We start from the raw sequence: 22,302 nt of genomic DNA, 5'->3' as shown, positions 1-22,302 counted from the left end.
GAGCCCGGGGCGGACATCAAGGTTCATTCAGCGCCTCCCGCGCCCGGGGCATCAGGATGTTGTCGAGCACGTCCTGCGTGACCGGCCCGACGTGCTTGTAGCGGATGACGCCCCGGGCGTCGATGAGAAAGGTCTCGGGTACGCCGTAGACGCCATAGTCGATGCCGAGCCTGCCGCCGGGGTCGACGACCGTGGCCGTGTAGGGATCGCCCAGGGCCGCCAGCCACGCCCGGGCGGCGTTGTCTTCGTCCTTGTAGTCCAGCCCGACGATGGCGATCCGGCCCTCGCGGGCGGCGCGCAGCAGCACGGGATGTTCGGCGCGGCAGGCGACGCACCAGCTGGCCCAGACATTGAGCAGCCAGACCTGGCCGCGCATGTCGTCCAGCCCGAACTGGCGCGTGGGCGCGTCCAGCCGCGCCAGCGTGAAGGGCGGCGCGGGCTGGCGCAGCAGGGGCGACGGCAGCTCGCGCGGGTCCAGCCCCAGGCCGACGGCGAGCATCGCCGTCAGCCCGAGGAACAGCAGCAAGGGGATGAGGAAGCGGAGCTTCATGGCGGCCCGCCTCCCGGCCGCCGCGCCGGGTCCCGGGGCGTGGCGCCGCGCCTTGACGCCTGCTTGCGGTAGCGGCGGTCGCCGGCGGCGGCCAGGCCGCCCAGGATCATCAGCGCGCAGCCAGCCCAGATCCAGCTGATGAACGGCTTGTAGAACAGGTTCACGATCCAGCTGCCGTCGGGCAGGGCCTCGCCCAGCGCGGTGTAGAGGTCGCGAAAGGGGCCCACATCGATGGCCGACTGCGTCATGGGCATCGCTTGCGCCACGTAGCGGCGGGTCTCGGGATGCAGCGTGGCGACATGCGCGCCGCCGCGGGCGACATCGAGCGTGGCGCGCGCGGCGATCCAGTTGGGGCCGGCGACCTGCCGGACCCCGTCAAAGGTGAAGGTGTAGCCGGCCAGATGGGCCGTCTGGCCGGGCAGCATGCGCGCGTCCAGATTGGACTGGAAGCTGTTGACCATGGTGACGCCGACAATGAACACGCCCAGTCCGAGGTGGGCCAGCCACATGCCCCACCAGCCGGCGGGGATGCCGCGCAGCCGGGCGGCGACGCCAGCACGGCCGCCGCCGCGCACGCGCTCGGCCAGCAGTTGCGCGCCGCCCATCACGATCCAGGCCGCCAGCGTCAGGCCCAGGCAGGTGCGCCAGGTGAAGTGCCCGAGCCCGTAGCCCAGCCCCGGGCCCAGCAGCACGCTGCCGAGCGCGGCCGGCCGCAAGCGACGCGCCAGCCGTTGCCAGGTGTCGGCCTTCCAGCGCGCCAGGGCGCCGGGCACCAGAAGCAGGAGAACCGGCGTCATCAACGGCACGAAGGTGGTGTCGAAGTAGGGCGGACCCACCGATAGCTTGCCGAGGCCCAGCGCGTCGATCAACAACGGGTACAGGGTGCCGAGCAGCACCGCCGCGCAGGCCACCGACAGCAGCGCGTTGTTGGCCAGCAGGGCGGCGTCGCGCGACACCAGCTCGAAGCGGCCGCCGCCTTGCAGTCGCGGGGCGCGCCAGGCATACAGCAGCAGCGATGCGCCGGCCACCGCCACCAGCAGGCACAGGATGAACAGGCCGCGCGCCGGGTCGGTGGCAAAGGCATGCACCGAGGTGACGACCCCGGACCGCACCAGGAACGTGCCCAGCAGCGACAGCGAGAAGGTGCCGATCGCCAGCAGCACGGTCCAGCCACGGAAGGCGCCGCGCTTTTCCGTCACGGCCAGCGAATGGATCAGCGCGGTGCCCAGCAGCCAGGGCATGAACGAGGCATTTTCGACCGGGTCCCAGAACCACCAGCCACCCCAGCCCAGCTCGTAATAGGCCCAGCTCGACCCCACCGCGATGCCGGCGGTGAGCAGGATCCAGGCGGCCACGGTCCAGGGCCGGGACCAGCGCGCCCAGGCGGCGTCCAGGCGTCCGGTCATCAGGGCCGCGATGGCAAAGGCGAAGGCGATGCTGAAACCCACATAGCCCAGGTACAGCAGGGGCGGGTGGATGATCATGCCGGGGTCCTGCAACAGCGGGTTGAGGTCGCGGCCTTCCCGCGCCGCGGGCAACAGGCGCGCGAAGGGGTTGGAGGTCAGCAGCGTGAAGGCGGTGAACCCCGCGCTGACCGCGCCCAGCACGCCCAGCACCCGCGCCGTGAAGGCCTCGGGCAGCCCGCGGCTCCAGCGCGTCACCGCCGCCGTCCACAGCGCCAGCGAGACGATCCACAGCAGCATGGAGCCCTCGTGGTTGCCCCACACCGCCGTGAGCCGGTAGATCAGCGGCGTGCGGCTGTGGCTGTTGTCCGCCACCAGCCGCACGGAGAAATCATTGACGATGAACAGCAGGTGCAGGCAGGCGTATGACAGCAGCACGAACAGCAGTTGGCCGCGCGCGGCGCCGCGCCCGACCGCCATCAGCGCCGCGCGGCCGCGCCAGGCGCCATACAGCGGCACGATGGCCTGCACCAGCGCCAGCGCGAAACCGAGCATCAGGGAAAAGTGGCCCACTTCGGCGATCATGGCCGCACCGTCCTGCTGGCGTCGTGGGCGCGCTCGATGGCGTCGCGGACCTCGATCGGCGTGTAGTTCTCGTCGTGGCGGGCGAGCACGCTGGTGGCAGTGAACACGCCGTCGGCGCCCAGCGTGCCCTGGGCCACCACGCCCGCGCCTTCGCGGAACAGGTCGGGCAGGGCGCCGCGATACCTCACCGGCACCTCGTGGGCGGTGTCGGTAACGATGAAACGCGCGCCCAGGCCGTCGGCCTGGCGCTGCAGCGATCCGGCCAGCACCATGCCGCCGACGCGGAACAACCGTTGTCGCGGCGCCTCGCCGCGGGCGATTTCGCTGGGGGTATGGAAGAACACCAGGTTCTGGCGCATGGCCGTCAGGATCAGGGCGGCCGCCGCGCACAGCAGGGCGAAGGCGCTGAACAGCAGCAGCAGGCGCCGGCGGCGGGGTGTCATGATGCCGGCCCTTCGCGTTGCCGCCGCGGCTTGTCCGCCGGGCGGCCGGCGCGATCGAGCGCGGCCAGCCGCCGCAGCGCGCGCCGCCGCCGCCGCGCCAGCGCCGCGCATTCGGCCAGCACCAGCAGGGCCAGCGCGCCATAGCTGCCCCAGACGAAGCCGGCGCGCCCGCCCATCTGCCAGAACGCGGCCCAGGATTCCCAGTGCATCATGCCGGCTCCTTGCGCGCCGCCGCCTCGCGGTGCGCCAGCTCGCGCACCCACCCGGCCGGCCATTCCCGCTCCAGCACCAGCACGCGCGCGCGTGCCAGCGCGACCGCGGCGGTATAGGCCCAGGCGGCCAGCGCCATCAGCAGCATGGCGGCCAGCATGGTTGTGGCCATGGACGGGGCGCGGGTCAGGCTGACCGAGGCGCCCTGGTGCAGCGTGCTCCACCAGGTCACCGAGAAGTAGATGACGGGCACGTTGATGGCGCCCACCAACGCCACCAGCGCCCCGGCCCGGTCGCCGCGATGGGGATCGACGGTCAGGGCGGTCAGCGCCAGGTAGCCCAGGTACAGGAAGCCCAGGATCAGTTGCGAGGTGAGCCGCGCGTCCCAGACCCAATAGGCGCCCCAGGTCGGCCGGCCCCACAGCGCGCCGCTCCAGAGCGCGACAAAGCAGAACAGCGCGCCGGTGGGCGCCAGCGCACGCGCCATGATGAACGACAGGCGGGTGCGCAGGATCAGGCCGAGCGCGGACCAGAACGCCATCAGCAGATAGATGAACAACGACATCCAGGCGGCGGCGACGTGGATGAAGATGATGCGGTAGACCTCGCCCTGGGTGGCGTCGGTGGGCGCGACGAAAAAGCCGATCGCCAAGGCGCAGGCGCCGAGCACGATGGCGAGCCCGGCGCACCAGGGCACCAGCCGGCCCGCCAGCGGATAGAAGACCTGCGGCGCGGCGAACCGCAGCAGGCGGGCGGGGGCAGAGGGCGGCATGGGAGTCATCTTCATTCTTCGACGGCGAAGCGCAGCGCCAGGACACAGGCGGCCGGGGCCAGCGCCAGCGCCGCCAGCAGCGCGCCGCCCAGCAACAGGAACGGCGTCGTGGGTGCCTGCCCCGTGGCGCAGGAGGCCACCGAGCCCGCGCCGAAGATCAGCACCGGCACGAACCAGGGCAGCAGCAACAAGGCTTGCAGCACGCCGCCGCCGCGCAACCCGAGAGCCAGCGCGGCGCCGATCGCGCCGACCAGGGCCAGCACCGGCGTTCCCAGCGCGAAAGATAGCGACAGGGTCAGGCGCGAACACTGACCCAGGTCAAACAGCAGGCCCATGATGGGCGCCACGGCCACCAAAGGCAGACCCGTTCCGATCCAATGCGCCGTGATCTTGGCCAGCACCCAGAGCGTGGGGGCGTCCGGCGAAAGCAGCAGTTGTTCGAGCGTGCCGTCGGCATGGTCCTGCGCGAACAGCCGGTGCTGCGACAGCAGGGTGGCGAGCAGCGCGGCGACCCACAGCACCCCCGGCCCGAGCGCGCGCAGCAAGGACGCATCGGCGCCCACGCCCAGCGGGAACAGGCAGGCGACCAGCACGAAGAAAAGCAGCGAGACGATGACGTCGGCCAGGCCGCGGCCGAGCAGCAGCAGATCGCGCCGCAGGACGGCGAAGAAGGGGCTGGTCCGCCACGTCATGGCGTGTCCGGACCGAGATCGAGGGTGTGCACCGGACGGTCGAAGGCAATTTCCTGGTGCGTGGTCAGCAGGACCCGGCCGCCGCTGTCGCACTGGCTTGCCAACGTCCGCGTCAGCGTTGCCACGGTGGCCGCGTCGAGCAGGTTGAAGGGTTCGTCCAGGATCCACAACGGCCGCGCCGGCCGCAGCGACAGCCGCGCCAGCATCACGCGGCGCCGCTGTCCGCGCGACAGCACGCGCGCGGGCAGGTCGAGCATCGCCGCCAGGTTCATCTGGCAGAGCGCGTCGCGACAGGCCGCCGTGCTGACGGCATCGGCCTGGGCCTGGCACAGGAAGCGCAGGTTTTCGAGCGGAGTCAGGGAATCGGCGAGGGCATCGGCATGGCCCAGGTAGAGCAGGTGCTGGCGAAAGGCCGGCCCCAGGCGGTGGATGTCGGTCCCGCGCCAGCGTACCGTGCCGGCGTCGGGGCGCATCAGGCCGCACAGGATACGCAGCAGGCTGGTCTTGCCCTGGCCGTTGGGCGCGGTCACGCGCAGCAGTTGTCCGGCGCGCAGTTGGAACGACACGTCTTCGAACAGCAGACGGGTTCCTTTCGAACAGGTGAGCCCTTCCGCCTCAAGCATGGCCGGTGCCCATCCAGATATTCATGAGAACAATCCCCGCGGCATAAAGGGCGGCGCGAAGCCGCTAGCGGAGGCGATAGTAATGAATCCGGACCGGACTGTTGCGCGGCGGCGGCGCATTTTGATTTATGTCGGACTGATTAACCTTTCCGCGCGCGTCGCCGCGTCCTTGCTGCGCCGCCGGCCGCATCCCTGCTGCGGTTTGGACAACGCGGCGCGCCCACGTTTTCAGATCGGTCTGAGTAATCGACGCCAAGGCGCGCGCGGGGGGCGGCGTTTGATAGATATCAATCTGCGAACCGGGTCCGCGCGCCGATCATGAACAGGCATCGAACCGCCTGCGGCCCTCGCGGGGACTGCGGCTTCGCGGCTCGCCGCGGCGCGGTTCGAAGCGTCATTCATCTCCAATTCGTTGTATTTCCGTGAAAAGCAAACCCAAGCACAGCAGTAGTAGTGGTGGGGCCGAGTGGGCGAAGTTCCTGTCGCTGGCCTTTGTGGCGTGTCCCGTCGTGGCGTTCGTGATGATCTGCGTTTATGGATTCATCGTCTGGTTCGGCCAGATCCTGTTCTGGGGGCCGCCGGCATGAAGTCTCCTTCCGAGAAACGCGCAGCCTGAGCCACCGACATGAAAAATCCCTTCAAGATCGTCAAGTCCGTCATCCAATGGACGGGCGCGCTGTTGCTGCGTCCGGCCACCCGCATCGGCCTGGGCGTGCTGGTCATCGGCGGGTTCCTGGGCGGCGTGACCTTCCTGGCGCTGTTCAACACCGGCATGAACGCCACCAATACCGAGGCGTTCTGTATTTCGTGCCACTCGATGCGCGACACCGTGCTGCCGGAATTGCAGCAGAGCGTGCACTGGAAAAACCGCTCGGGCGTGCGCGCCCATTGTCCGGACTGTCACGTACCGCATGACTTCACCTCCAAGGTCGCGCGCAAGATGCAGGCCTCGCGCGAAGTGCTGGGGCACCTGATGGGCACCATCGGCACGCCCGAGAAGTTCCAGGAACACCGCATCGTGCTGGCCACGCGCGAGTGGGCCCGCTTCAAGGCCAACAACTCCAAGGAATGCCGCAACTGCCATGATTACGCCAGCATGGATTTCGACAAGATGCGGGTGACCTCGCAGACCACCATGCACGGGGCGGCCGAGCGCAATGCCAGTTGCGTCGATTGCCACAAGGGCATCGCGCACCGCCTGCCCGAGGTCAAGTCGCAGGGCAACCCGGCGCTGGCGGCGCTCACGGCCAACGCCCGCGGCGCGGCCATCGATGCCGGCCGCGATTACTACAGCGTCATGCCGCAGCCGATCTACGCGGACGAGGGCCTGGCCCGGGAGATCGGCGCCATCGAGATCGCCACCGGCGTGAAGGTGCTGCAAAAGAAAAAGGACGCGGTGCAGGTTGAACTGCAGCTCTGGCGCAAGAACAAGGGTTACGCCCGGGTGCTGTACGGCCGGTTCGGCCTGAACATCACCAGCGCGGTGCTGAGCCAGGAGGTGTCGCGCGACGAGGGCGTGGTCCATGTGATCGAAAGCCGGGTCGACGACGTGACCGGCCTGCAATGGCAGAAGATCGCCGCGACGGTGTGGCTGCGCGGCGGCGGCCTGGTCGATGACGTCGAGCCGATCTGGGCGGTGGCCAGGAAGAGCTATTCGCAAAGCTGCAGCGTCTGCCACCGCCAGCCGAACGAGGCCTCGCACGACGCCAACCAATGGCCCGGGCTGTTCGGCGGCATGGTCGGCTTCACCAACATGGATGACCCGACCGCCAAGCTGGTCCTGAAATACCTGCAACTGCATTCCTCCGATTTTGCTGCAAAGGACAGTGTGGCCGCGGCCCACTGATATAGACATGAAGCACTCTCGTCGTCGTTTCCTGGGCGGTGTCGCCGCCTCGCTGGGTTCCATGGTGGTGCCGCCGCTGCTGCGCAATGGCCGGGTGCTGCGCGCCGCCACGCTTGGTCCGGAGGACGCCGGCGCGGGCCGCTGGCGGTTCTCCGGCGCGCACTGGGGCGCATTCCGCGCCCGGGTCGTGGCCGGCCACGTGGTGGAAATCAAACCCTTCGAGTTCGACCGGCATCCGACGCCGATCCTGGATGGCACGCTGGATGTGCTGTACAGCGCCTCGCGGGTGCGCTACCCGATGGTGCGGCTCGACTGGTACCGCAAGCGGGGCGCGGCCGGCAAGGCGCTGCGCGGCGACAACCGCTTCATCCGGGTCGGCTGGGACGAGGCGCTTGACCTGGTCTACCACGAACTCGAGCGGGTGCAGCGGGACCACGGCCCCTGGGCGCTGCACGTGGGCAACGTTGGCTGGCGGTCGGTGGGGCTGATGCACAGCTGCGGCAACCACATGCTGCGCGCCATGGGCATGCACGGCAACAGCGTCGGCACGGCGGGCGACTATTCCACCGGGGCCGGCCAAACCATCCTGCCCTACGTGCTGGGCTCCACCGAGGTGTATTCGCAGGGCACGTCCTGGGACATCATCCTCAAGGAGACGCGGGTGCTGGTGTTCTGGGCCAGCGATCCGATCAAGAACCTGCAGGTCGGCTGGAACACCGAAACGCACGAGGCCTATGCCTACTTCGAGCAGCTCAGGCAGAAGGTCGCGAACCGCGAAATCACGGTGATCTGCGTCGATCCGGTGAAAAGCAAGACGCGCAATTATCTGGACTGCGAGCACCAGTACGTCAATCCGCTGACCGACGTGGCCTTCATGCTGGGACTGGCCCACACTTTGTGGAAAGAGAACCTGTACGACGCCCGCTTCCTCGAGACCTACGCGGTCGGCTTCGATGAATTCATCGCCTACGTCGAAGGCAAGACCGAGGACCGGATCGAGCGCACCCCGGAATGGGCCGAGTCGATCTGCGGCGTGCCGGCGCAGCGCATCCGCGAGCTGGCCCGCCTGATGGCGGCCAATCGCACGCAGCTGATGTTCGGTTGGGCCATCCAGCGCCAGCAGCATGGCGAGCAGCCCTACTGGATGGGGGCGATCCTGGCCGCGATGCTGGGCCAGATCGGACTGCCCGGCGGCGGCATCAGCTATTCGCACCACTACAGCTCGGTGGGCGTGTCGGCCTCGGGCGCTTCGATGCCGGGCGCGTTTCCGCTGAACCTGGATACCGGCCGCAAGCCGCAACACGAGAACGACGATTACCAGGGGTACAGCGCCGTGGTGCCGGTGTCGCGGGTGATCGACGCATTGCTGGAACCGGGCAAGGAGATCAACTTCAATGGCCACAAGGTCAAGCTGCCGCCCTACAAAGTGGCGATTTTCTCGGGCTGCAACCAGTGGCACCGGCAGCAGGACCGCAACCGCATGAAGCGCGCCTACCAGGAACTGGAAACGGTGGTGGCCATCGACTACAACTGGACCGCCACCTGCCGCTTCGCCGATATCGTGCTGCCGGCCTGCACGCCCTACGAGCGCAACGACATCGATGCCTACGGTTCCTACTCGAACCGCGGGGTGATCGCCATGCACAAGCTGGTCGATCCGCTGTACCACTCGCGTTCGGACTTCGATATCTGGACGGACTTCTGCAAGCGCATGGGCCGCGACGTGGAATACACGCGCAACATGAGCGAGATGCAGTGGGTCGAATCGCTGTATGAGGAGTGCCGCAAGGAAAATGCCGGCAAGGGCTTCGACATGCCGCCGTTCGCGCAATTCTGGGAACAGGGCTATGTGCTGTTCCCAGAGGGCAAGCCCTGGGTGCGGCATGCCGATTTCCGCGCGGACCCCGAGGTCAATGCGTTGGGCACGCCGTCCGGGTTCATCGAGATCTACAGCCGCAAGATCGCCGGCTTCGGCTACCGCGACTGCAAGGGGCATCCGGTCTGGATGGAAAAGGCCGAGCGCTCGCACAGCGGGCCGCACTCGGACAAATACCCGCTCTGGCTGCAGTCGGCACACCCGGATACCCGGCTGCATTCGCAGACCTGCGAATCGCCCACGCGGCGCGCCACCTACACCATCCAGGGGCGCGAGCCGGTCTTCCTCAACCCGGATGACGCCCGCCGGCGCGGTATCAGGCATGGCGACCTGGTGCGGGTGTTCAACGACCGCGGCCAGTTGCTGGCCGGCGCGTTCCTCTCGGCCAATTTCCCGCCGGGGGTGGCGCGCATCCAGGAAGGGGCCTGGTACGGGCCCACCGGGCCGGAGATCGGCGCGCTGGACACCTATGGCGATCCCAACACGCTGACGCTGGATATCGGCACCTCCGAGCTGGCGCAGGGGCCAAGCCCCAATACCTGCCTGGTGGAAATCGAACCGTACAAGGGCGTGGCGCCGCCCGTGACCGCGTTCGGCGGCCCGACCGAGGTGAATATCGATGGCAAGACGCTGGCCCGGCTTTGAGGCCGCGGCCGGCGCCGGCCTTTTGATTTCAAGGAGCATGCATTGAAGCGCGCATCATTCGACCCGGACTGGGGCGCGGCCTGCCAGATGCGGTCGCAGCTGTATGGATGGTTCGCCACCGTCTTTGCCAGGGAAATGGAGCCCGCCGCCCTGGCATTGTGCCGGGACGGCGGCGCCGATCATGTGCTGGCCGTGTTCACGGCGCTCGGGCTGGGGCGGCAGGCCGACGCGATGGCCGCGGTGTTCAAGGCATGGGGCGAGCATGCCGACGCGCCGCTGGAAAACGCGGCCGACTTCGCCACGCTGTTCCTGCTGGAAGGGCGGGTGGCGCCGATTCCGTATGCCTCGCACTACCTGGAGGGGGGCGGGCAACTGTACGGGGAGCCGGCGCGCGCGATGCGCGCGTTCCTGGTGTCCAGCCAGTTGCAGCTGGACGCGCAGTTCAAGGAGCCGGAAGACCACCTTGCCGTCATCCTGGAGGTGCTGGCGCGGTGGAGCCGCGAGTGTGGCCGCACCGATGACGTCGCCGCCTGCGCGGCGGACCAGGCGGCCTATCTGGACGCCACGCTGATGCCCTGGGTCGCGCATTGGCACGGCCTGGTGGACGCCGTGGACACCTTGACGTTCCGCTTCTATCCGGCGGTCGCGGCGCTGCTGGTCGCGTTTCTTCACCTGGATCGGGACTACCTGCGCTCTTTCGGGGTGGGGGATTAAGAGAATCTGAAATAAACCCGTCCCCTATTGATACGTATCAACTCTCTATATAACCAAAAGCGATAAGTTAATGGCGTAGCGACATATTTCGTGGAGAAGTCCGTGCCTCATCCCCCACCCGAAGTCCCTCTCCCGGGCAAACGCGGTTTCCTGAAGAACCTGCTCGGCCTGAGCGCCGCGGCCACCATCATCCCCATCCGTGCCGAAGCCGGCACCGGCATCAACCAGCAACCCCCCCGTCGTCCCGGCATCCCCGGCAAGCGCTACGGCATGCTGGTCGACCTGCGCAAATGCATCGGCTGCCAGTCCTGTACGGTCAGCTGTTCGCTCGAAAACCTGCCGCCGGTCGGCCAGTTCCGCACCACCGTGCTGCAATACGAGGTTCAGCCCGACAGCGGCGGCCCCTGTGCCATGGTGATGCTGCCGCGCCTGTGCAACCACTGCGACAAGCCGCCCTGCGTGCCGGTCTGTCCGGTGCAGGCCACCTTCCAGCGCGAGGACGGCATCGTGCTGGTCGACAACCAGCGCTGCGTCGGCTGCGGCTATTGCGTGCAGGCCTGCCCTTATGACGCCCGCTTCATCAACCACGACACCCAGACCGCCGACAAGTGCACCTTCTGCGAACACCGGCTCGAAGCCGGCCTGCTGCCGGCCTGTGTCGAAAGCTGCGTGGGCGGCGCCCGCGTCATCGGCGACCTGAACGACCCAGATAGCGCCATTTCGCGGTTGATGGCCGAGCATCGCGCCGACATCAAGGTGCTCAAGCCCGAGATGAAGACCGACCCGCACGTCTATTACATCGGTCTGCCCGACGCCTTCGTGCACCAGATCGACGGCCAGGCCGGCGTGCGCCTGGCCGGTGGCCATTGAGCAGGGGACCCTCATGCAGATCACCGAATTGCTGACCCCGGTCTACGACGCCGCCTGGCTGCCCTGGGCGGTGCAGTACTTCTTCCTTATCGGCATCGCCGCCACCGCCGCGTTGACGGCGGCCGGCGCCGCCTTCGGCAAGGCCGGTTCGCCGGCGCGCCAGCTGTTGCCGGCGGCCGTGACCGTGCTGCTGGTGTGCGCCATCGCCGCGCCGGTCTCGCTGTTGGCGGACCTGCATCAGCCGGGCCGCTTCTGGCACTTCTACACCCGCCTGACGCCCTGGTCGTGGATGTGGCTGGGGGCGTTGCTGCTGCCGGTCTTCACCGGGCTGGCGGTGCTGTTCTGCGCCGCCTGGTGGTGGGGGCGCATGTTGTGGGTGCGCCTGCTGGCGCTGGCGTTGGCGCTGTCGGCGGTGTCGATCCTGGTCTATACCGGCGCCGAAGTGATGGTGCTGCGGGCGCGGCCGCTGTGGCACACGCCATTCCTGCCGCTGAATTTCGCGCTGACCGCGTGGCTGGGGGCGCTGGGGGCGATGTTCCTGGTGGCGCGCTGGCTGCCGGGCGGCCTGAAGGCGCTGCCGGTCGCGCTGTTGCGCCGCCTGAGCGTGACGGCGGTGGTGATGCTGGCCATCGGCGCGGGCGCCTGGATCCTGTTGGGATTGTTGGGCGTGGATGCGTCGTTCGACGCGGCGGTGCGCCTGTTCGGCGAGTTCCCGGTGTGGCGCGCCAGCCTGGCCGGCGCCGTGATCACTGCGTTCTGCATGATCGCGCTGCTGCAGCGCGCGCCGCGCACCCTGGCGGCGCCGCTGCCGTCGGCCACGTTGGCGCTGACCATGCTGGCCGCTGCCTGGATCTTTCGCTGGGTCGTGTTCATGAGCGTGCAAGGCGTGCCCAAGTACGGCGCCGGCCTGTACCTGTACGACATGCCCTGGGGCAGCGACGGCCTGCTCGGCATGACCGGCGTCTTGGGCCTGTGCGTCGCGCTGGTCGCCGCCGTGACCTACGCGCTGGAACTGTTCCCGGCCCGCACCCGCGGCCTGGCGGCCTGATGCCGCCGGCCCGACACGCATTCGCATCGAGATGACCATGGACAAGCAACACAAAGACGACACGCCCGACCTCCACGCGGACGGACCCGACCAACCTGACAATGCCGCCCGCCGCAAACTGATCGCGCGGGGCGGGGTGGTCGCCGGCGGCCTGGCCGCGTTCGCGGCCGGCTACGGCGAGACCGTCGCCAAGGCCGTCAAGGGCCTGGCGCAAGGCACCGCCGGCGTGCCCACCGCGCACGCCGTGCGCGGCAATTCGCTGACGCCGGAATTCCGCATCGATCCGGTCAGCGGCCTGCTGTCGACCCAGCCGGGCCAGACCGTCAGCCCCTCCAGCTGCCTGGGGTGCTGGACGCAATGCGGCGTGCGCCTGCGCGTCGATACCGAGGCCAACCGCATCCTGCGGGTGGCCGGCAACCCGTACCATCCGCTGGCCACCACCCGGCCGGCCGCGATGGACGCGCCGGTGCGCGAGACCTACGCGCAACTGGGCGGCGACAACGGCCTGGAAGGGCGCGCCACCTCCTGTGCGCGCGGCTCGGCCATGCTGGAGCAGATGCACAGCCCGTACCGCGTGCTGCAGCCGCTCAAGCGCGTCGGCGGCCGCGGGGAAGGCAAGTGGCAGACGATTTCCTTCGAACAGCTGGTGCAGGAGGTGTGCGAGGGCGGCGACCTGTTCGGCGAGGGCCACGTGGATGGACTGCGGGCGATTTTCGACCGTGACACGCCGCTGGATCCGGCCAACCCGGAGTACGGCGCCAAAGTCAACCAGTTCCTGTTCACCGATGCCTCCAACGAAGGCCGCACGCCGCTGATCCAGCGCTTTGCCGGCCAGTCGTTCGGCACCGTCAACTTCAGCAACCACGGCTCGTATTGCGGGCAGAGTTTCCGCGTCGGGACCGGCGCCGCGCTGGGCGATCTGAAGAGCATGCCGCACGGCAAGCCGGATTGGGACAATGCCCGTTTCGGCCTGTTCATCGGCGCGGCGCCAGCACAGGCCGGCAATCCGTTCCAGCGCCAGGCGCGCCAACTGGCCGAGGCCCGCGCCCGGCCCGAGGGGGAGGAGGGCTTCACCTATGTGGTGGTGTCGCCGGTGCTGCCGGCCTCATCCAGCCTGTCGGCCGGCTCGGGCAACGAATGGGTGCCGGTCAACCCGGCCAGCGACCTGGCGCTGGCGATGGGCCTGATCCGCTGGATTCTCGACAACGAACGCTTCGATGCGCGCGCGCTGGCGCAGCCCGGCCCGGCCGCCATGAAGGCGGCGGGCGAGGCGGCATGGACCAACGCCACGCACCTGGTGATCGCCGAGCCCGGTCACCCGCGCCAGGGCAGTTTCCTGCGCGGCGCCGATCTGGGCTGGGCCAGGCCCGCCGATGCTGGCGAGAAATGGGAAGACGTGTACGTGGTGCGGTTGGCGGACGGCTCGCTGGCGCCGCATACGGTCGCGGCGCCGGCCGCGTTGTTCGTGGACGAGACGGTGGCCGCGCCGGGCCTGGCGGACGCGCCGGCCGCGCTGCGGGTGCGCAGCGCGCTGACGCTGCTGCGCGACGAGGCGCACCGCAAGTCGCTGGACGAATACGCCGCGCTGTGCGGCGTGCCGGCCGCCAAGATCGCCGGCCTGGCCGAACGCTTCACCAGCCACGGCAAGCGCGCCGTGGCCGATGCGCACGGCGGCACCATGAGCGGGGCGGGCTTCTACACCGCCTACGCCATCGCCATGCTCAACACCCTGGTGGGCAACCTGAACGTCGAGGGCGGCCTGGTGCTGGACGCCGGGCCGTTCCCGCCCTACGGCGCGGGGCCGCGCTACAACATCGCGGGCTTTGCCAACCGCGCCACGCCCAAGGGCGTGGGCCTGTCGCGCAACCGTTTCCCGTACGAGAAGTCGAGCGAGTTCAAGCGCAAGCAGGCCGCCGGTCAGCCGGTCTATCCGGCCGCCGCGCCCTGGTATCCGGCCACTGGCGGCCTGAGCTCCGAAATGCTGGCCTCGGCGCTGGCGGGTTATCCGTACCGCGCCAAGGTCTGGTTCAACCATATGAGCAACCCGGTCTATGGCATCGCCGGCCTGAAGAACGTGCTGCTGGACAAGCTGAAGGATCCGACGCTGCTGCCGCTGGCGGTGTCGATCAACCCGTTCATCAACGAAACCAACGCGCTGGCCGACTACATCGTGCCGGACACCGTCACCTACGAAAGCTGGGGCGTGTCGGCGCCGTGGGCCGACGTGGTGGCCAAGGCCTCGACAGTGCGCTGGCCGGCGGTCGCGCCGCGGGTGGCGCGCAGCACCGACGGCGCGCCGGTGAACCTGGAGTCGTTCCTGATTGCCTGCGCCAAGCGGCTGGGCATGCCCGGCTTCGGCGCCGATGCCATCGCCGACCAGGATGGCAACCGCTATCCGCTGGACACGGCCGAGGATTTCTTCCTGCGCGGCATCGCCAACATCGCTTTCGGCGCCGGGCGGCCGGTGCCCGAGGCCAGCGATGACGACCTGGAGCTGACCGGCGTGGCGCGCTATCGCGATCTGCTGCAGGCCAAACTCAAACCCGAGGAATGGCGCCGCGTGGCGATGGTGATGAGCCGCGGCGGGCGCTTCGACCGCGTGCGCGAGGCCTGGAGCGAGGCCGGCCAGACCCGCAAGGCCTGGGCCAAGCCGCTGCAGGTGTGGAGCGAGGAGCTGGCCGGATTCCGCCATGCCATGACGGGCGAGCGCTACAGCGGCTGTCCCACCTGGTATCCGGCGCGGCTGGCCGACGGCCGCGACGTGCGCGAACAGTATCCGCGCGCGGACTGGCCGTTCCTGCTGAGTTCGTTCAAGTCCAATCTGATGAGTTCGATGTCGATCGGCGTGGACCGGCTGCGCCAGGTGCATCCGCACAATCCGGTGTCGATCAACCGGCAGGACGGCGAGCGGCTGGGGCTGCGCAATGGCGACCCGGTGCGCATCGTCACGCCGGGCGGGGCGGTGACCGGCCTGGCGCTGCTGCGCGACGGCATCCAGCCGGGCGCGGTCGGCATCGAGCACGGCTATGGCCACACCGAGCTGGGCGCGCGCGCCCATTTGGTGGATGGCAAGCCGATGCCGCACGATCCGGCGCTGGCGGCGGGCGTGAACCTGAACGACCTGGGGTTCGGCGACGCGACGCGCGGCGCGCACGCCAACGTCTGGATCGACTGGGTTTCGGGCGCGGCGGTGCGGCAGGGCTTGCCGGCGCGCATCGAGCGGGCCTGAGGCCGCGCCGGCACATGGCGCGAGGCGGGCGCGTGGCGGCGCCGGCCTCGCCGCGCTTCAGGCGATGGCCCCGTAGATCCGGCGGGCCTGCGCGGCATCCGCCAGCGGCCGTCCCAGCGCGCGCGCGCCTTCGACCGCCTGCCGCACCAGTTCGGCGTTGCCGCTGGCCAGCGCGCCGTCGCGCAGCTTCAGGTTGTTCTCGAACCCCACCCGCATATGCCCGCCGAACGCCGCGGCGGTCGTCACGCAGGCATTCTCCTGTGCGCCGAACGCGCACACCGCCCAGGGCAGCGCGTGATCGTAGGCCGCCAGGAACGGCAGCAGATCGTAGGCCGATGAGGTCTGGCCGGCGCTGTAGCGTCCAAGCACGAACAGCACCGACCACGCGCCCGGCGGCACCAGCCCGCGCGCGCGCAGCGACAACCAGCGCTGCACATCGCCCTCGTCATACAGGATGATCTGCGTCATGATGCGGCGTTCCGCCACCCACGCCAGGAACGCCGCCAGCTCGCTTTCCGGGATCTCCGGCACCGCGATCTCGCGCAGCCCGATCGACACCGCCTCGGGCTGCAATTCGCGCACCAGCGCCATCTGTTCGGCCGCCTTGTAGACGCCCGCCGCCTCGCTGGTCACCTGCACCAGCAGCTCGTCGCCCACCGCGCGGTGCACCGCCGCCAGCGCGTCGCGGTAGGCCTGCGCGTCCAGCAGGTGGCTGCCGTCCGGCTTGCGCACGTGCATGTGCATCATCGCCGCGCCCGCGTCCAGGCAGGCGCGGGCTTCCCGCGCCAAGGCCTCGGGCGTCAGCGGCACGGCAGGGTGATCGGCGGCCTTCTTGTAGGCGCCGTTGGGCGCCACCGTCACGATGACGGGCGACTCGGCCAGGGTGGGGCGGGGCTGGTCGACGGCGCTCATGGCTGGATCTCCGGCAGTTCCGGCGCGATCAGGTCCAGGCCCGCGCGCAGCAGCCGGTCATAGCGGGCGCGCTCGGCGGCGATGGTTTCCGGCGTCCAGGCGTAGAAACCTTCGCCGGCCTTCATGCCGTGGCGGCCGTCGGCGGCGCGCTCGGTCAGGCAGCGCGCCGGGTGGTCGTCATTGCAGAACGTCGGGTACATGGTCGCGCCCGCCGCCGCGTGCACGTCGATGCCGGCGTGGTCACGCTGCATCACCGGGCCGGCCGCCAGGAAGCGGAAACCGAAACCGAAGCGCACCGCCGCGTCCACGTCCTCGGGCGAGGCGATGCCGCGGTCGATCAGGTTGAACGCCTCGCGCGACAGCGCGTGCTGCAGGCGGTTGGCGAGAAAGCCCGGCAGGTCCTGGCGCACCTTCACCGGCACGCTGCCGCAGCGGCGCATGAAGGCGATCAGCGCGTCGGCGCGGGCCTCGTCGCTGGTCTCGGCCATCACCACCTCGACCAGCGGCACCAGGTGCGCCGGCATGAAGAAGTGCAGGCCCAGCATGCGTTCGCGCGTGGCCAGCCCCTGGCCGATGGCGCTGATCGGGAAGCTGGAGCTGTTGCTCGCCAGGATGGCGTCGGGGCGCGCGCGCCGCACCAGCTCGGCGAATAGCGCCTGCTTGATGTCCAGCCGCTCCGGCACGCACTCGATCACCAGATCGACGCTGGCCCAGTCCACCTGGTCCAGGCTGGCCGCCGTCGCCAGTTGCGATACCAGCGCCTCGCGGCCGATGGTCTTGAGGTTGTCGGCCACGCGCGCCGGCAGCGCGGCCGCGCGCGCCGCGTCGGGTTCAATCACCGTCGTGCGGCAGGCGGCGCGCGTCAGCACCACCGCCACGTCGGCGCCCATGGTGCCGCCGCCCACCACCACCGCATGCGCCGCGCCCGGATTGGGCAGGGCCTTCGCGTCCGTCTGCATGGTTTGCTCCTTGTCCTGAAACCGCAGTTGCATCTGCGTCCGTGTCTGTATTGGGCGCCGAGTGTAGAGAAGCTTGTTTGATTGATGAATCAGATTTTTTGGATAGAATGATCGACAAACAAGATCAATCAAGGAGGCGTTCGCCGCGATGCAGATCAATCTCTCGATGCGCGATATCGACACGACCCTGGTGCTGGGCCGCACCCTCAATTTCCGCCAGGCGGCGGCGCAACTGCACCTGTCGCAGTCGGCCCTGTCGACACAGATCCAGCGCATCGAGGACGCGCTCGGCGTGCGCCTGTTCGACCGCACCACCCGCACGGTGCGGCTGACAGCGGCGGGCGAGGTCTTCATGCAGCAGGCGGCGGCCCTGCAGGTGGCGTTCCGCGACGCCATCGCCGCCGTCAGCGGCATCGCCAGCGCCGAGCATGGGCAGGTGTCGGTGGCGGCGCTGCCGTCGCTGGCCGCGCGGCTGCTGCCGCGGGTGCTGATGGCCTATCGCCAGGCGCATCCGCAGGTGGCGCTGAAGGTGCGCGACACGCTGTCGGGGCCGGCCTTTGATCTGGTGCGCGCGGGCGACGTGGATTTCGCCCTGACCGCCGCCGACCCGCAGCATGCCGATCTGCATTACCAGCCGCTGATGTCGGATAGCTTCTTGCTGTTGATCCCCGAAGGCCACGCGCTGGCGCGTGCCAAGGGGCCGTTGCGCTGGGCCGACACGGCCGGCGCCGCGCATGTGTCAATGGTGCATCCGAGCAGCGTGCGCCAGTACACCGAGTGGGCCTTCCTGCAGAACCGCATCCGCTTCACCCCGGCTTTCGAGGCCGAGCACCTGACCACCATCGTGGCGATGGTGGAGTGCGGCTTCGGGGTGGCGGCGCTGCCCGAGATCGCGGCGGGGGCGGTGGCGCAGCATGGCATCGTGCAGCGGCCACTGACCGGCCCGGTGGCCGAACGCTCGATCGGGCTGGTGACGGCGCGCAACCGCAGCCTGCCGCCGGCCGCCGCCGCGCTGGTGGCGACGCTGCGGCAATACCTGGCCGGACAGGCGCAGTGAGTGTCCCGGCGGGCGAGGGGGCCTGGCAAGGACGGCGCGCCGCCCGGCCTGGGTGGTTGCGCGCGGGCGGCGCTCAGGCGCCGCGGCGTGCCTGCTCCGACGCCAGGTAGGCGTCGCGCGAGGGCAGCAGGTGCTCGCGGCAGAGTGTCATCAGCGCCGCGCGGTTGCCGTCGCGCAGCGCGTGGATCATGGCCCAGTGCTCCTGGCGGGCGCGTTCGCGATAATGCGCGGCCGCCAGCGAGCCGAAGCGGATCGGATGGGTGCGGCGCGCGTATTCCTCGATGGCCTGGCCCAGCACCGCGTTGTCAAGCAGGCCGAACAGTTCGCGGTGAAAGCGCTGGTTGCTGCGGAACACGCGGCGCGCGTCGCCGTCGGCCACCGCGGCGTCATGCTCGCGTTGCACCGCGACCAGCGCCGCCAGCCGCGCCGGGGCCACCGGCAGCGGCATCAGGCTGGCGGCATGCACCTCCAGCACGTCGCGCAGCGCGTATAACTCCATGACCTCGCGCGCCGAGTAGGCCCGCACCACCGCGCCGATGTTGCGCTTGCGCTCGACCACCCCCAGCAGTTCCAGCTCCGCCAGGACCTGGCGCACCGCGTGGCGCTTGAGGCCGAAGCGCGCCATCAGCTCGTCCTCGGTCAGCCGCTCGCGCGGATGCAGCCGGCCGAAGACGATGTCTTCCTCCAGCGTGGCCACCGCCGCCGCCTGGGCGTCGGGCGCTTGTGGTTCGAGATCGGCGGGGGTGATGGCGTTCATGGGCGGCGGGCGGTAAAGGTCATTGCTTGGGCACGGTGTCGCGCGTGGCGCTGGCGCGCAGGAAGTCGAAGTCCACGCCCTGGTCGGCCTGGGTCACGGTCTGCAGGAACAGCTTGCGGTAACCGCGCTCGGCGGCCGGGCGCTCGACCGGGGCAGCCGCCATGCGGCGCGCCAGCTCGGCAGCGTCGACCAGCAGCGCGATTTCGCGCCGCGCCACCGACAGGCGGATGCGGTCGCCATTTTGCACGTAGGCGAGCGGCCCGCCAATCGCGGCCTCGGGCGTGACGTGCAGCACGATGGTGCCGGCCGCCGTGCCGCTCATGCGGCCATCGGAAATGCGCACCATGTCCTTGACGCCGGCGCGCGCCAGTTTCTTGGGGATCGGCATGTAGCCGGCCTCGGGCATGCCGGGCGCGCCAGTGGGACCGATGCGCTTGAGTACCAGCACGTCGTCGGCGGTCACGTCCAGGGCCTCGTCGTCGATGCGGCGGGCCATGTCCTCGGCGTCCTCGAACACGACCGCGCGGCCTTCGTGTTCCATCAGCTTGGGGTTGGCGGCGGACTGCTTGATGATGGCGCCGCCGGGCGCCAGGTTGCCGCGCAGCACGGCCAGGCCGCCCACCGGGTAGATGGGCGCGGCGACGCCGCGGATCACGTCCTGTTTGAAGGGCGCGGGGGCGTCGTCCAGTTCCTCGCCCAGGGTGCGGCCGGACACTGTCAGCGCGTCCAGGTGTAGCAGCGGACGCAGCTCGCGCAGCAGGGCCAGCATGCCGCCGGCGTGGTGGAAGTCTTCCATGTAGTGCTGGCCCGAGGGCTTCAGGTCGACCAGCACCGGGGTCTCGCGGCTCATGCGGTCCAGGCCGGCCAGGTCGATGTTGATGCCCAGGCGGCCGGCGATGGCGGTCAGGTGCACGATGCCGTTGGTCGAGCCGCCGATCGCCAGCAGCACGCGCAGGGCGTTCTCGATGGACTTGCCGGTGATGATGCGGTCGGGCGTCAGGCGCGAGGCGGCCATGGCGACGGCGGTGGCGCCGGTGCGCTCGGCCACGCGCACGCGGTCGGCGGTGACGGCTGGGGCGGACGCGCCGCCCGACACCATCATGCCCATCGCTTCGGTCAGGCAGGCCATGGTGCTGGCGGTGCCCATCACCGAACAGGTGCCGACGCTGGCCACCAGCTGGTTGTTGACGTCGGCGATTTCGGCCGCGTCGATTTCCTCGGCGCGGTAACGGCCCCAGTAGCGGCGGCAGTCGGTGCAGGCGCCGACCCGTTCGCCGCGATGCGAGCCGGTCAGCATCGAGCCAGTCACCAGTTGGATCGCCGGCACGCCGGCCGACGAGGCGCCCATCAGTTGCGCCGGCACGGTCTTGTCGCAGCCGCCGATCAGCACTACCGCGTCCATCGGCTGGGCGCGGATCATTTCCTCGGTGTCCATTGACATGAGGTTGCGCAGGTACATGCTGGTGGGCTGCGAGAAGCTCTCGTGCACCGAGATGGTGGGGAAGTCCATCGGCAGGCCGCCGGCCAGCATGACGCCGCGCTTGACCGCCTCGATCAATTGCGGGGCGTTGCCGTGGCATGGGTTGTAGCTGCTGCCGGTGTTGACGATGCCGATGATGGGGCGCGCCAGCGCGTCGTCGGACAGGCCGGCGCCCTTGATGAAGGCCTTGCGCAGGAACAGCGAAAAGCCGGTGTCGCCGTAGTTGGTGAGCCCGCGCGCCACGCCGGTGCTGCGCGCGCCATCGCTGTCGAAGGGGCCCTTGGCGGGCTGGCCGCCCTTGGTCTCGTCCGTCATTTTTCTTCCCGATAATATTATTGATAATTCAATCCGGGGGATCATATCTAGCCTTTGGAGAGGCCTGCAAGACCTTTTCACGGGAAATTTTATTGATCTAAAAAAAAGATCAGTCGATAGAAAAATTCTGATTCATCAATCAAGAATCGGCTCCTACACTGGCTCCGTTGACGAGCCGGGCGTCCGTTCCATTCCTATACTCATCCCGGCAGGAGACCTACATGTCAGACCTGCGTCTGCGGCCCCGCCGCGCCTTGCTGCTTTCCCTGTTGGCCTTGTGTACCGGCGTGTCCGCGCCAGCCCTGGCCGCCGACGCCTATCCCGACAAACCGATCCGCCTTATCGTGCCGTACCCGCCCGGGGGCGCCACCGACGTGATCGGCCGCGTGCTGGCGCAGGAGCTGACCGGCGCGCTGGGCCAGTCAGTGATTGTCGAGAACCGCGCCGGCGCCGCCGGCAACATCGGCGCCGACCAGGTCGCCAAGGCCCAGCCCGACGGCTATACGCTGTTGATGGGCGCGCTCACCAGCCATTCGATCAATGCCACCCTGTACCGCGGCCGCGTCACCTACGACGTGGAAAAGAGCTTCGCGCCGGTGTCGATCGTCGGCACCGTGCCCCTGGTGTTCGTGGTCAATCCCTCGGTGCAGGCCAATGACCTGAAGCAGTTGATCGCGCTGGCCAAGTCGCGCCCGGGCTACATCACCATGGCCTCGGCCGGCAACGGCTCGCCGCAGCACCTGGCGGGCGAAATGTTCAAGCGCGCCGCGGGCGTGGAGATCCTGCACGTGCCGTACAAGGGCAGCGGTCCGGCCATGACCGATCTGATGGGAGGCCAGGTGCTCAGCATGATCGAGACGGTGCCGGCGTCGCAGTCCAGCATCAAGGCTGGCAAGCTGCGCGCGCTGGCGGTGACCTCGGCGCAGCGCGTCGCGGCGCTGCCGGACGTGCCGACGGCGGCAGAGGCCGGTCTGCCGGGGTTCGAAGTCAGCTCCATGTTCGGCATCGTCGCGCCGGCCGGTACGCCGGCGCCGGTGATCGATCGCCTGAACGGCGAGCTCAAGAAGATTCTGGCCAAGCCGGGGGTGAAGGCCTCGCTGTTGAATCAGGGCGCCATTGCCGAATGGACCACGCCGGCCGATGCCGGCGCCCGCGTGTCGGCCGAGGTGGCGCGTTGGACCAAGGTCATCAACGAGGCCGGGGTCAAGCCCGAATAAGCCAATCGGGCGAGGCGCGCCTCGCCCGTTGCTTCATTTGCGCCACACACCAGAAATGGTCACAAAATTTCGACGATTATTGTTTGTGTGCCTGGCGGT

General features: G+C 69.3%; 20 protein-coding genes. 9 read left to right on the top strand and 11 right to left on the bottom strand.

Annotation, left to right across the window (positions count from 1 at the left end; translation table 11 throughout):
• Window positions 1–16: 16 nt before the first annotated feature.
• From K2W61_RS25525 to ccmA, 7 genes are read right to left on the bottom strand one after another with little or no spacing between them, the layout of a single operon-like run.
• Entirely contained in the window at window positions 17–550 is a 534-nt protein-coding gene (locus tag K2W61_RS25525; RefSeq protein ID WP_175131776.1) for a DsbE family thiol:disulfide interchange protein, read from the bottom strand.
• On the bottom strand, window positions 547–2,538 hold the full coding sequence (locus K2W61_RS25520) for a heme lyase CcmF/NrfE family subunit (protein ID WP_236756801.1): 1,992 nt from the start codon (window positions 2,536–2,538) through the stop codon (window positions 547–549). Before K2W61_RS25520 ends, K2W61_RS25525 begins: the two co-directional genes overlap by 4 nt.
• Window positions 2,535–2,981, bottom strand: a complete 447-nt coding sequence (gene ccmE, locus K2W61_RS25515; protein WP_175131778.1) for a cytochrome c maturation protein CcmE — start codon at window positions 2,979–2,981, stop codon at window positions 2,535–2,537. Before ccmE ends, K2W61_RS25520 begins: the two co-directional genes overlap by 4 nt.
• Window positions 2,978–3,193: a heme exporter protein CcmD gene (gene ccmD / locus K2W61_RS25510; RefSeq protein ID WP_236756800.1), complete on the bottom strand. Its 216-nt coding sequence runs from the start codon at window positions 3,191–3,193 to the stop codon at window positions 2,978–2,980. The genes ccmE and ccmD overlap by 4 nt, the downstream gene beginning before the upstream one ends.
• Complete coding sequence (gene ccmC / locus K2W61_RS25505) at window positions 3,190–3,972, bottom strand: heme ABC transporter permease CcmC (RefSeq protein ID WP_452010482.1); 783 nt, start codon at window positions 3,970–3,972, stop codon at window positions 3,190–3,192. Before ccmC ends, ccmD begins: the two co-directional genes overlap by 4 nt.
• 2 nt (window positions 3,973–3,974) lie before the next feature.
• Window positions 3,975–4,655, bottom strand: coding sequence for a heme exporter protein CcmB (gene ccmB / locus K2W61_RS25500; RefSeq protein WP_175131780.1), 681 nt, complete (start codon window positions 4,653–4,655; stop codon window positions 3,975–3,977).
• A complete protein-coding gene (ccmA, locus tag K2W61_RS25495; protein WP_175141131.1) occupies window positions 4,652–5,278 on the bottom strand; it encodes a cytochrome c biogenesis heme-transporting ATPase CcmA in 627 nt (208 codons plus the stop codon). Before ccmA ends, ccmB begins: the two co-directional genes overlap by 4 nt.
• 422 nt (window positions 5,279–5,700) lie before the next feature.
• On the opposite strand from ccmA, the gene K2W61_RS25490 reads away from it, so the two are divergent.
• From K2W61_RS25490 to K2W61_RS25460, 7 genes are all read left to right on the top strand, one after another.
• Window positions 5,701–5,865, top strand: coding sequence for a hypothetical protein (locus K2W61_RS25490; protein ID WP_175131782.1), 165 nt, complete (start codon window positions 5,701–5,703; stop codon window positions 5,863–5,865).
• A 38-nt stretch (window positions 5,866–5,903) separates the two neighbouring features.
• Window positions 5,904–7,124, top strand: coding sequence for a pentaheme c-type cytochrome TorC (torC, locus tag K2W61_RS25485; protein WP_175141132.1), 1,221 nt, complete (start codon window positions 5,904–5,906; stop codon window positions 7,122–7,124).
• A gap of 7 nt (window positions 7,125–7,131) precedes the next feature.
• Window positions 7,132–9,645 carry a trimethylamine-N-oxide reductase TorA gene (gene torA, locus K2W61_RS25480; RefSeq protein ID WP_175131784.1) on the top strand — a complete coding sequence of 838 codons (2,514 nt, stop codon included), beginning with the start codon at window positions 7,132–7,134 and terminating at the stop codon, window positions 9,643–9,645.
• A gap of 42 nt (window positions 9,646–9,687) precedes the next feature.
• Window positions 9,688–10,359, top strand: a complete 672-nt coding sequence (gene torD, locus K2W61_RS25475) for a molecular chaperone TorD (protein ID WP_236756799.1) — start codon at window positions 9,688–9,690, stop codon at window positions 10,357–10,359.
• 102 nt (window positions 10,360–10,461) lie between these two features.
• Complete coding sequence (gene dsrO / locus K2W61_RS25470) at window positions 10,462–11,229, top strand: sulfate reduction electron transfer complex DsrMKJOP subunit DsrO (protein ID WP_175131786.1); 768 nt, start codon at window positions 10,462–10,464, stop codon at window positions 11,227–11,229.
• A 13-nt stretch (window positions 11,230–11,242) separates the two neighbouring features.
• Window positions 11,243–12,277, top strand: a complete 1,035-nt coding sequence (gene nrfD, locus K2W61_RS25465; RefSeq protein ID WP_236756798.1) for an NrfD/PsrC family molybdoenzyme membrane anchor subunit — start codon at window positions 11,243–11,245, stop codon at window positions 12,275–12,277.
• A 37-nt stretch (window positions 12,278–12,314) separates the two neighbouring features.
• Window positions 12,315–15,506: a tetrathionate reductase subunit A gene (locus K2W61_RS25460; protein WP_236756797.1), complete on the top strand. Its 3,192-nt coding sequence runs from the start codon at window positions 12,315–12,317 to the stop codon at window positions 15,504–15,506.
• A gap of 57 nt (window positions 15,507–15,563) precedes the next feature.
• On the opposite strand, the gene K2W61_RS25455 is transcribed toward K2W61_RS25460, so the two are convergent.
• On the bottom strand, window positions 15,564–16,418 hold the full coding sequence (locus tag K2W61_RS25455; protein ID WP_175141135.1) for a beta-keto acid cleavage family enzyme: 855 nt from the start codon (window positions 16,416–16,418) through the stop codon (window positions 15,564–15,566).
• Complete coding sequence (locus K2W61_RS25450; protein ID WP_175141136.1) at window positions 16,415–17,377, bottom strand: 3-hydroxyacyl-CoA dehydrogenase family protein; 963 nt, start codon at window positions 17,375–17,377, stop codon at window positions 16,415–16,417. The genes K2W61_RS25455 and K2W61_RS25450 overlap by 4 nt, the downstream gene beginning before the upstream one ends.
• A 148-nt stretch (window positions 17,378–17,525) precedes the next feature.
• Between K2W61_RS25450 and K2W61_RS25445 the strand changes: the two genes are divergently transcribed.
• Window positions 17,526–18,434 carry a LysR family transcriptional regulator gene (locus tag K2W61_RS25445; protein WP_175141137.1) on the top strand — a complete coding sequence of 303 codons (909 nt, stop codon included), beginning with the start codon at window positions 17,526–17,528 and terminating at the stop codon, window positions 18,432–18,434.
• Window positions 18,435–18,507: 73 nt separating this feature from the next.
• On the opposite strand, the gene K2W61_RS25440 is transcribed toward K2W61_RS25445, so the two are convergent.
• Both K2W61_RS25440 and K2W61_RS25435 read right to left on the bottom strand, forming a co-directional pair.
• Window positions 18,508–19,191 (bottom strand): GntR family transcriptional regulator, encoded by a 684-nt coding sequence (locus tag K2W61_RS25440; protein WP_175141138.1) that lies wholly within the window; start codon window positions 19,189–19,191, stop codon window positions 18,508–18,510.
• A gap of 19 nt (window positions 19,192–19,210) precedes the next feature.
• Window positions 19,211–20,986: an IlvD/Edd family dehydratase gene (locus tag K2W61_RS25435; RefSeq protein ID WP_236756796.1), complete on the bottom strand. Its 1,776-nt coding sequence runs from the start codon at window positions 20,984–20,986 to the stop codon at window positions 19,211–19,213.
• A 221-nt stretch (window positions 20,987–21,207) separates the two neighbouring features.
• Between K2W61_RS25435 and K2W61_RS25430 the strand changes: the two genes are divergently transcribed.
• Entirely contained in the window at window positions 21,208–22,203 is a 996-nt protein-coding gene (locus K2W61_RS25430) for a Bug family tripartite tricarboxylate transporter substrate binding protein (protein WP_175131794.1), read from the top strand.
• The last annotated feature ends 99 nt before the right edge of the window (window positions 22,204–22,302 follow it).

It is taken from the genome of Achromobacter pulmonis (assembly GCF_021733725.1).
In the GTDB taxonomy this organism is placed as follows: domain Bacteria; phylum Pseudomonadota; class Gammaproteobacteria; order Burkholderiales; family Burkholderiaceae_B; genus Achromobacter; species Achromobacter pulmonis.
Note: the sequence above shows the minus strand (reverse complement) of the source record. Positions and strands in the feature narration are given on the sequence as shown.

Excerpts from the sequence above, each read along its gene's own strand:
- K2W61_RS25525 (WP_175131776.1), bottom strand. The coding sequence starts at position 550 with ATGAAGCTCCGCTTCCTCATCCCCTTGCTGCTGTTCCTCGGGCTGACG.
- K2W61_RS25520 (WP_236756801.1), bottom strand. The coding sequence starts at position 2,538 with ATGATCGCCGAAGTGGGCCACTTTTCCCTGATGCTCGGTTTCGCGCTG.
- ccmE (WP_175131778.1), bottom strand. The coding sequence starts at position 2,981 with ATGACACCCCGCCGCCGGCGCCTGCTGCTGCTGTTCAGCGCCTTCGCC.
- ccmD (WP_236756800.1), bottom strand. The coding sequence starts at position 3,193 with ATGATGCACTGGGAATCCTGGGCCGCGTTCTGGCAGATGGGCGGGCGC.
- ccmC (WP_452010482.1), bottom strand. The coding sequence starts at position 3,972 with ATGACTCCCATGCCGCCCTCTGCCCCCGCCCGCCTGCTGCGGTTCGCC.
- ccmB (WP_175131780.1), bottom strand. The coding sequence starts at position 4,655 with ATGACGTGGCGGACCAGCCCCTTCTTCGCCGTCCTGCGGCGCGATCTG.
- ccmA (WP_175141131.1), bottom strand. The coding sequence starts at position 5,278 with ATGCTTGAGGCGGAAGGGCTCACCTGTTCGAAAGGAACCCGTCTGCTG.
- torC (WP_175141132.1), top strand. The coding sequence starts at position 5,904 with ATGAAAAATCCCTTCAAGATCGTCAAGTCCGTCATCCAATGGACGGGC.
- torA (WP_175131784.1), top strand. The coding sequence starts at position 7,132 with ATGAAGCACTCTCGTCGTCGTTTCCTGGGCGGTGTCGCCGCCTCGCTG.
- nrfD (WP_236756798.1), top strand. The coding sequence starts at position 11,243 with ATGCAGATCACCGAATTGCTGACCCCGGTCTACGACGCCGCCTGGCTG.
- K2W61_RS25460 (WP_236756797.1), top strand. The coding sequence starts at position 12,315 with ATGGACAAGCAACACAAAGACGACACGCCCGACCTCCACGCGGACGGA.
- K2W61_RS25455 (WP_175141135.1), bottom strand. The coding sequence starts at position 16,418 with ATGAGCGCCGTCGACCAGCCCCGCCCCACCCTGGCCGAGTCGCCCGTC.
- K2W61_RS25450 (WP_175141136.1), bottom strand. The coding sequence starts at position 17,377 with ATGCAGACGGACGCGAAGGCCCTGCCCAATCCGGGCGCGGCGCATGCG.
- K2W61_RS25445 (WP_175141137.1), top strand. The coding sequence starts at position 17,526 with ATGCAGATCAATCTCTCGATGCGCGATATCGACACGACCCTGGTGCTG.
- K2W61_RS25440 (WP_175141138.1), bottom strand. The coding sequence starts at position 19,191 with ATGAACGCCATCACCCCCGCCGATCTCGAACCACAAGCGCCCGACGCC.
- K2W61_RS25435 (WP_236756796.1), bottom strand. The coding sequence starts at position 20,986 with ATGACGGACGAGACCAAGGGCGGCCAGCCCGCCAAGGGCCCCTTCGAC.
- K2W61_RS25430 (WP_175131794.1), top strand. The coding sequence starts at position 21,208 with ATGTCAGACCTGCGTCTGCGGCCCCGCCGCGCCTTGCTGCTTTCCCTG.